The sequence below is a fragment of the Paraburkholderia sp. genome, assembly GCF_035948235.1.
GTDB lineage: Bacteria > Pseudomonadota > Gammaproteobacteria > Burkholderiales > Burkholderiaceae > Paraburkholderia.
In genome coordinates, this window is record NZ_DASZJJ010000105.1 from 25344 (window position 1) to 33297 (window position 7954).

Here is a 7954-nt window from a genome sequence, read left to right on the forward strand (position 1 = left end):
CTCTTACGTTATGCGGAAATCTGTTCGAGACTGAGACCACGCGAGCGCGGGCCAAACAGACCAATCGTCAGGACTACGACAAACATCGATCCGGCGATCAGCGAGAACACGCCGCCCACGCCCAGGTGACGCAGGAAGAAGCCGATCAGGAAACCCGACAGCATCGCGCTGATGCGGCTCGCCGAATAGACGAGGCCGATGGCGCGTGCCCGCATGCGCGTCGGGAACAGTTCGGCCTGATAGGTGCGGTACGAGAACGTCATGCAGTTACCCGCCAGCGTCATCAGCAGACCCATGGCGACGAGCAGCATTGGCGCGCGCTGTTGCGCGAAGATGATGCCGAGCACCGCCATCGCCACGGCCGAGCCGACAATCAGCCATTTGCGCTCGACGCGGTCCGCGATCAACATCGACAACAGCGGCCCAAGCGGACTCGCAATGGCAATCAGGAACGAGTACCAGAGGCTATGCGTGAGGGTCACGCCTTTTTCGGCGAGCAGTGTCGGCACCCAGCTTGCGAAGCCGTAATAACCGATCGACTGGAAGAAGTTGAACACCAGCAGCATGATGGTACGGCGGCGGTATCGCGCGCTCCACGGGCTGTCGTCCGCTGACGCCGTTAGGGGTGCCGACTCCGTTGCGTGCGCAACGTTTTCGATGCTTGCCACCGGAAGTGGCTTGCCGGTGGCGCGTTCGATGCGTTTTTCCAGCCGCGCGACGATCGCTTCGGCTTCGGCGGTGCGGCCATGCTGGATCAGCCAGCGCGGGCTTTCCGGCAAGCCCAGCCGGATCAGCCACACGAACACTGCGCCCGAGCAGCCAATCCACACCACCCAGCGCCAGCCGTCCTGACCGAACGGCGCGATCGGCACGAGTTGCCACGAGAGGAAAGCAATCGTCGGGATCGAGGTGTACTGGATCGCCTGCACGAACGCAAAGGCGCGGCCACGCAGACGCGCGGGCACGAACTCCGAGACATAGGCGTCGATGGTCACCAGTTCCGCGCCCACGCCAATGCCTGCGACCACGCGCCAGAACACGATCCAGCCCGGCTCGCTCTGCAGCGACATCATCACGGCCGCGAAGGTGTAGCACAGCAGCGCGCCGACAAACACGCGGCGGCGGCCAAGTTTGTCGGCGATAAAAGCCACGCCAATCGTGCCGATGAACAGCCCGAGAAACAACGCCGCGACGAATGCGCCCAGACCGCCGAGATCGAACAGCGAAGCCGTCGTCTTCGCGAAGATGCCCGCCTTGACGAGCCCAGGGCCGATATAGGCCGTGAGGAACATGTCGTAGATTTCGAACCAGCCGCCCAGCGCCAGCGCGCCGATCAGGAGCCACACGGGCGCGCTGGGCGGCAGACGGTCGAGACGCGCCGAGATCTGGCGCGCGTGAACCTCGGGTGTCATATAGGCCGCTGCTTGCGCGGCGGCGCGGCGCGCATCGGCAGAATCGGGTGCCGTTGCCGATTCACGCGCGCCTGCGACTGAGGTGCTCGATTGCATAGCGTTGTCTCCTGCTTTGTTTTTAATGACACTGCGACGGGGAACGGTGTCTAAACCGGGCAACCCTTCTTGCGCAGCAGCGCGTTAAAGCGCTCCGGGTCGGCCGTGCCTGCCGCGTTGGTCGCGCGGATCGTGTCCTCCTTGTCCGCGTGCGCGCGCACCAGCGGCAGCAGCGTATCGAGCCGGTCGACCGGCACGGCGATTACGCCATCCGCATCGCCCAGGATCAGATCGCCGGGATTCACGACCATGCCCGCACACGCGATCGGCACATTCACCTCGCCCGGGCCTTCCTTGCTCGGCCCGCGAAACGTGTGGCCGCGCGCGTAGACCGGCACGCCGCCTTCGGCCCATTCGGCCAGATCGCGGATCGCGCCGTCGATCACGAAACCGCCAATCTTCTTCGCCATCGCCGACGTGCGCATCAGGCCGCCGATCAGCGCCTGGGTCAGATCGCCGCCGCCATCGACGACGATCACATCGCCCGGCTGCGCGAGTTCGATCGCCTTGTGGATCATCATGTTGTCGCCGGGGCGCACGCGCACGGTGATGGCCGGGCCGCACATCGTCAGCGTGACCGAGTGATGGTAAGCGTTCAGCCCGTAAGCGCCGGTGCTGCGGCCCATGCAATCGCCCGCGTGTGCGACCGGCACGCTGCGAAACGCCTCGATTTGCGCGGCACTGGGCACCAGCGTGCGTTGGCCGACAAAGAAACCTGCGGGCCAGCCGGCCCGGTCTTGAGATGGGTTTGTGCTCATGCGATGACCTTCGGGGTTCGTATTATTCGGAGTGGGATGCGGCGAGGACGTCGGCATTCACGCAGCTATGCGCATCGACCGTCTCGCCGCGCAGAAAACGCAGACAGGTTTCGGCGGCCGATATGGCGACGGCGTCGAGCGCATCGGGCGTCGAGCCGCCCACGTGCGGCGTGAGCACGACATTGGGCAGCGTGGCGAGCGGATCGTCGCCGGGCAGCGGCTCGTTGCGGAACGTGTCGAGGCCCGCAGCCGCCAGTTTGCCGCTGCGTAAGGCGTCGACGAGCGCCGCTTCGTCGATCAGTTCGCCACGCGCCGTGTTGATGACAATCGCGCCGTCCGGCAGCCGCGCGATGGCGCGCGCGTCGAGCAGATTGCGCGTGTGAGCGTTGACGGGGCAATGAAGGCTCAGCACATCGGCGTGCGTGAGCAGATCGTCCAGCGAGCGCTCCAGTGTGACGAAGGGCTGCGCATCGGCCTGCTTCGCGACCGGATCGAACGCGCGCACGTGCATGCCAAGCGCGTGCGCAATCGCCGCAACGCGCTTGCCGATCTGCCCATACCCGACCAGACCGAGCGTGCGGCCATGCAACTGGCGGCCATCGCCCGTGCGGGTCCAGCGGCCCGCGCGCAGTTCGCTGTCGTAGAAGTTGAGCTTGCGTGCCGCGGCCAGCATCAGCCCGATCGCGAGTTCGGCCACCGAATGCGTGTTGGTGCCAGGCGTGGTGAACACGGGGATGCCGCGCTGCGTGGCGGCATCGACATCGATATTGGTCACGCCCACGCCGTGCTTGCAGATCACGCGGAGCGTCGGGCAAGCGGCAATCGCCGCGCCGGAGAGTGCGACCGTGCGCGAAATGACCGCGTCGATGGGCTGAGTGGCGAGAATGCGCGCGACCTGCGCGGCGTCCTGGGCGTCGTCGATATAGACGGTCTCGCACTGCGCGGCCGCCAGCACGCGCTGGCCGGCCGGCGCGAGACGCGGCGCGGTGACGAGGATGCGATAGGACATCTTGGGTGTCTCCTGATGTTTCCAGATGGCTTGGTGCTGCCTGACGTCATTGTTGACACCGCGACTCATAATGTCTATTTTCGTTTTTTCATCTTTCCATTCCTGTTAGCTATGGATTCTTCATGGTCATGAATCTGCAGGTACGCGATCTGATGTATTTCGCAAAGGTCGCCGAGTTGGGTCATCTGGGGCGTGCGGCTCAGGCGCTGCATGTGACGCAGCCGGCGCTTTCGAAGTGCGTCGACCGGCTCGAGGAGACTTACGGAGCGGCGCTGTTCGAGCGTAGCGGCCGCGGCATCCGGCTGACCGATGCGGGACGGTTGTTGCAGGAGCGAGTGCGTCTCGTCGAGCGCACACTCGACGAGACGCAGCGCGAGATCGCCACGCTTGGGGCCGGGTTGTCAGGCTTGGTTAAGGTAGGTGCGGCCGCAACCATCGCCGAATTCATCATGCCGACGGCTTGCCGGGTGCTGCATGAGGAAGCGCCTGCTGTGGTGGTGGAGTTGCAGATCGGCATGAACGATGTGCTGCAGGATGCGCTGCGCAAGCGAATGCTCGATGTGGTGATCGGGCCGCTGGGGGCGCACGATGAGGCGTTGGTGCAGATTCCGATTCTGGCCGACGATGTGGTGGTGGCGGCGAGTGCTTCACATCCGCTGGCGGGAAAGCGGGCGACGTTGGAAGCGATGGCGGCTTGTGGATGGGTGCTGCCTGCGCAGTCGGTGGCGACCAGGCAGTGGCTGGAGGCGGTGTTCGCGGCTCATGGGTTGCCTGCTCCTCACGCCGCTGTGATGACAAGTTCGATTGCGGCCGTGCCGCGGTTGATTGCCGAAACGGGACTATTGAGCTTTATTTCCCGGCGGAATCTGGAGGCTGGGAGGTTTACGCCGGCTTTGGTGGAATTGCCGAATCCGGTTACGACGATGACGCGCGAGTTTGGTGTCGTGCACCGCAATGATGGATATCTTTCGCCGGCGGCGCGCAGGTTGGTGGAAATTGTGAGGATGCAGAGTGACGGCCGAAGGGATAAGAGCGATACGTCCCGTTCTGGAGCAGCAATCTAGCGAATACAAACAGGCGCATGCCTTGCGGTTCCGTCCTCGCGCGGTTTCGATCGTTAATATCGGCGGCTCATGAGAGCTACGCGTTCAGATAACGTTCGAGCGCAATGACGGGGGCCGGCCTGGCAAAGAAAAAGCCTTGTAGTTCGTGGCAGCGTTCGTCGAGCAGAGCTTGCCGTTGATGCCCCGTTTCGACACCTTCCGCGGTGATCGGCAGATCGAGACTTCGGCACAGTTCGGTTATCGCGTGGATAATGGCCGCCGATTTCGGATTGTTGCCCAGTCCATTGACAAACCCGCGATCGATCTTCACGCGTGTAAAAGGAACGCTCTGCAGCAGCCCCAATGACGAGTAACCCTTGCCGAAATCGTCCATCGCGACACCCACCCCCATCGCCCGAATTTCGTTCAGGATACGCGACGACGTGCCGGACGATTCCAGCAGCACCGTTTCGGTAATTTCCACCTCCAGGCGATGGGCCGGAAGCGCCGCGTTCGCGAGCGCGTTCGCCAGGATGCGCGTAAAGTCCGCGTGAATCAGTTGAGCCGGCGAAACATTGACGCTCAGGCGAATATGCGTCGGCCAAAGCGCCGCGTCTCGACACGCCTTCTCCAGCACCCACGCGCCGAGTTCCGGCATCAGGCCTCGCTCTTCCGCAATCGGGATGAATTCGGCGGGGGAGATGGGACCCCGCTTTGGGTGACGCCAACGCAGTAGCGCCTCGCATGCGGTGGCGATGCCGCTATGCGCGTCGACGATTGGCTGATAGTGCAATTCCAGTTGATTCGCGCGCAGGGCGCGCCGCAGATCGTCTTCGAGTTCGTTGCGCAGTCGAACCGGGTTGTTCATGCCGCTCTCGTACAGGCGAAAGCCGTTGCGGCCGTCGCGTTTGGCCGCGTACAGTGCCAGGTCCGCCCGCTGGAGCACCGTCCCCGCGTCGATCCCGGCCCGTGCGTGAATGACGATGCCGACGCTTGCGCCGACGCTAATTTCGTTGCTCTCGATTTCGAACGGCGCGGAGAGGCTCTCGATGCATCGTTGCGCGAGTTCCGCCGCGTCATTCACGCTTCGAAACGGTACTTGCAGAATCGCGAACTCATCGCCGCTCAAGCGGGCCAACTGGTCGCTCGCGCGCACGATGCCAGAAAGTCGTCGCGCCACGGCCTTGAGCAGTTCATCGCCGACATGATGGCCAAGCGTGTCGTTGACCGACTTGAACCGATCCAGATCGAGAAAAAGCAGAGCAAATGGCCGCTCGGCGGAAGCGTTTCCTGCCAGCTCGGACAAGCGTTCCTGGAAGTGAAGACGATTGGGCAGGTCGGTCAGGTGATCGTGATGCGCGAGATGCGTGATACGTCGCTCCGCGATGCGCCGTTCTGTCACGTCTTCGATCGTGGACACCCAACCGCCGTGCGAAAGCAGGCTCGTAACGACCGAGATGCTACGGCCCAGACGGGAGACTTCCATCGTCGCCTGTTGCTGATTCGCTGCAAAACGCTGAACTAGCTGCGTGCGCACCTTTCTGACCCAGCCCGCCGTTTGATCCTGAGGCACGCCGGCATACTCGCCGATGCGCCGTAGCATCGTGCCCAGCCGCATCCCTGCGAACAAGGCACCGTCAGGGAGCGACAGGATGCGGGAGAACTGGTCGTTGGACAGTACGAGGCGTCCGCGGCGATTGAACAGACTCAAGCCATGAGACATGTTGTCCAGCGCCAGATCCAGATTGCGCGTGGTCTCTTCGAGTGCAAGCGAGATCTCGCGCTGCTCGCTGCAGTCGCGAGTAATTTTTGCGAAGCCGAACAGTGCGCCCACGTCGTCATAGATCGGTTGAATGACCACGTGTGCCCAGAAGCGGCGTCCATCCTTGCGAACGCGCCAGCCTTCAGCCTCGAATTTTCCGGTTTGACGAGCCGTTTCGAGTCCGTATTGCGGCAAGCCGCGCTCGCGATCCGCAGGTTCGTAAAAGCAGGAGAAATGCTTGCCGACGATCTCGGCGGCCTGATAGCCTTTCGCCCGTTGCGCACCGGCATTCCAGTTCGAGACGACGCCATTCATGTCGAGCATGTAGATCGCGTAGCCGGTGACGCCTTCCACCAGCAACCTGAAACTCCGCTCATGTTCTCGCGTCTGCTGGTCCAGCAAGCGCTCTTCGCTGCGATCACGCACTAGCATGACGAACCCGAGCAGTTCGCCTTTGCCGCCGTAGACGGGTTCGATGAAGACATGTGCCCAGAATTGCACGCCGTCCTCGCGCACGCGCCAGCCTTCGGCCTCGAATTTTCCAGTTGTTCTCGCGAGGTCCAGGTGTTGTGCGGGGACATCGGCTATCCGCTCCTCAGCTGAGTAAAAGCATGAGAAGTGCCGATCGAGGATTTCATCTGACGAGAATCCGCTGGCTTTTGCAGCATCGGCGTTCCACGTTTTGATCAATCCATCTGCATCGAGCAGATAAATGGAATAGCCGATATTCTGGACAGGCATTTGGCGAAGCAGATTGCCCGGCGATTCCGCTTGAGAGGTATGCCGGGAGAGGCCAGCTTCGGAATTCGTTACCCGGGTTTGCTCAGTTTTCATTTTTTCGAGTATCTGATCGGTTTCGCGCGACGCCCGCCCAGAATATATGCGGCATGGCAGGGCGTGCGCAATGATTAAAAACGCTTGTGTGCACGCAAACGTTTCACTTCAACGACCCGGGCCGGGATCGCCCTCCGTTGGCCCGAAAACCGACGGCAGGTGGCGCTCGGCGCCAAAATGCAAAAAGCCCGCTTCGGCCAAAAACCGAAGCGGGCTTTTTACTGATACTACGCGACCGGTTTATTCCTTATCGGTCTTCAGCAGCGGCAGTCCCGAGTTTTCGCCGCCGCTCAGCAGACCGACTTGCGAGTACACGCGCAGTTTGTCGCGCGTGTCGGTGATGTCGAGGTTGCGCATCGTCAGCTGGCCGATACGGTCGCGCGGCGAGAACGTCGATGCCACCTTCTCCATCGACAGACGTTCCGGCTGGTACGTCAGGTTCGGCGACTTCGTGCTCAGCAGCGAGTAGTCGTTGCCGCGGCGCAGTTCGATCGTCACTTCGCCGGTGATCGCGCGTGCGACCCAACGTTGCGCCGATTCGCGCAGCATGATTGCCTGCGGATCGAACCAGCGGCCTTGATACAGCAGACGGCCCAGCTTGCGGCCGTTTTCGCGGTATTGTTCGATGGTGTCTTCGTTGTGGATGCCCGTCACGAGACGCTCGTAAGCGATGTACAGCAGCGCGAGGCCCGGGGCTTCGTAGATGCCGCGCGACTTCGCTTCGATAATGCGGTTTTCGATCTGGTCGCTCATGCCCAGACCGTGACGGCCGCCGATGCGGTTCGCTTCGAGCAGCAGTTCGACAGCGTTCGGGAAGGTCTTGCCGTTCAGTGCAACCGGCTGGCCTTCTTCGAAGCGGATCGTCACTTCTTCGCGCTCGACCTTGACGTCGTCGCGCCAGAACGCCACGCCCATGATCGGGTTGACGATCTTGATGCCCGATTCGAGGCTTTCCAGATCCTTGGCTTCGTGCGTTGCGCCAAGCAGGTTCGAGTCCGTCGAGTAGGCCTTCTCAGCCGACATCTTGTACGCGAAGCCTT

General features: G+C 62.5%; 6 protein-coding genes. 1 reads left to right on the forward strand and 5 read right to left on the reverse strand.

The features are described from left to right. Window positions 1-8 precede the first annotated feature (8 nt). The 3 genes from VG320_RS09090 to VG320_RS09100 all read right to left on the reverse strand — a co-directional run bounded on the left by VG320_RS09090 (window position 9) and on the right by VG320_RS09100 (window position 3275). Complete coding sequence (locus VG320_RS09090) at window positions 9-1412, reverse strand: MFS transporter (protein ID WP_414696005.1); 1404 nt, start codon at window positions 1410-1412, stop codon at window positions 9-11. 146 nt (window positions 1413-1558) lie between these two features. Beyond that, window positions 1559-2266, reverse strand: coding sequence for an RraA family protein (locus VG320_RS09095; RefSeq protein WP_327199787.1), 708 nt, complete (start codon window positions 2264-2266; stop codon window positions 1559-1561). A gap of 22 nt (window positions 2267-2288) precedes the next feature. Next, window positions 2289-3275, reverse strand: a complete 987-nt coding sequence (locus VG320_RS09100) for a hydroxyacid dehydrogenase (RefSeq protein WP_327199788.1) — start codon at window positions 3273-3275, stop codon at window positions 2289-2291. Window positions 3276-3403: 128 nt separating this feature from the next. Between VG320_RS09100 and VG320_RS09105 the strand changes: the two genes are divergently transcribed. Next, window positions 3404-4339, forward strand: a complete 936-nt coding sequence (locus tag VG320_RS09105) for a LysR family transcriptional regulator (RefSeq protein WP_327199789.1) — start codon at window positions 3404-3406, stop codon at window positions 4337-4339. A gap of 76 nt (window positions 4340-4415) precedes the next feature. On the opposite strand, the gene VG320_RS09110 is transcribed toward VG320_RS09105, so the two are convergent. Beyond that, window positions 4416-6914 (reverse strand): sensor domain-containing protein, encoded by a 2499-nt coding sequence (locus tag VG320_RS09110; RefSeq protein WP_327199790.1) that lies wholly within the window; start codon window positions 6912-6914, stop codon window positions 4416-4418. Between the two features lie 240 nt (window positions 6915-7154). Continuing rightward, a partial coding sequence (gene argG / locus VG320_RS09115) for an argininosuccinate synthase (RefSeq protein WP_327199791.1) occupies window positions 7155-7954 on the reverse strand: 800 nt, incomplete at its 5' end.

Excerpts from the sequence above, each read along its gene's own strand:
- VG320_RS09105 (WP_327199789.1), top strand. The coding sequence starts at position 3,404 with ATGAATCTGCAGGTACGCGATCTGATGTATTTCGCAAAGGTCGCCGAG.
- VG320_RS09100 (WP_327199788.1), bottom strand. The coding sequence starts at position 3,275 with ATGTCCTATCGCATCCTCGTCACCGCGCCGCGTCTCGCGCCGGCCGGC.
- VG320_RS09095 (WP_327199787.1), bottom strand. The coding sequence starts at position 2,266 with ATGAGCACAAACCCATCTCAAGACCGGGCCGGCTGGCCCGCAGGTTTC.
- VG320_RS09110 (WP_327199790.1), bottom strand. The coding sequence starts at position 6,914 with ATGAAAACTGAGCAAACCCGGGTAACGAATTCCGAAGCTGGCCTCTCC.
- VG320_RS09090 (WP_414696005.1), bottom strand. The coding sequence starts at position 1,412 with ATGACACCCGAGGTTCACGCGCGCCAGATCTCGGCGCGTCTCGACCGT.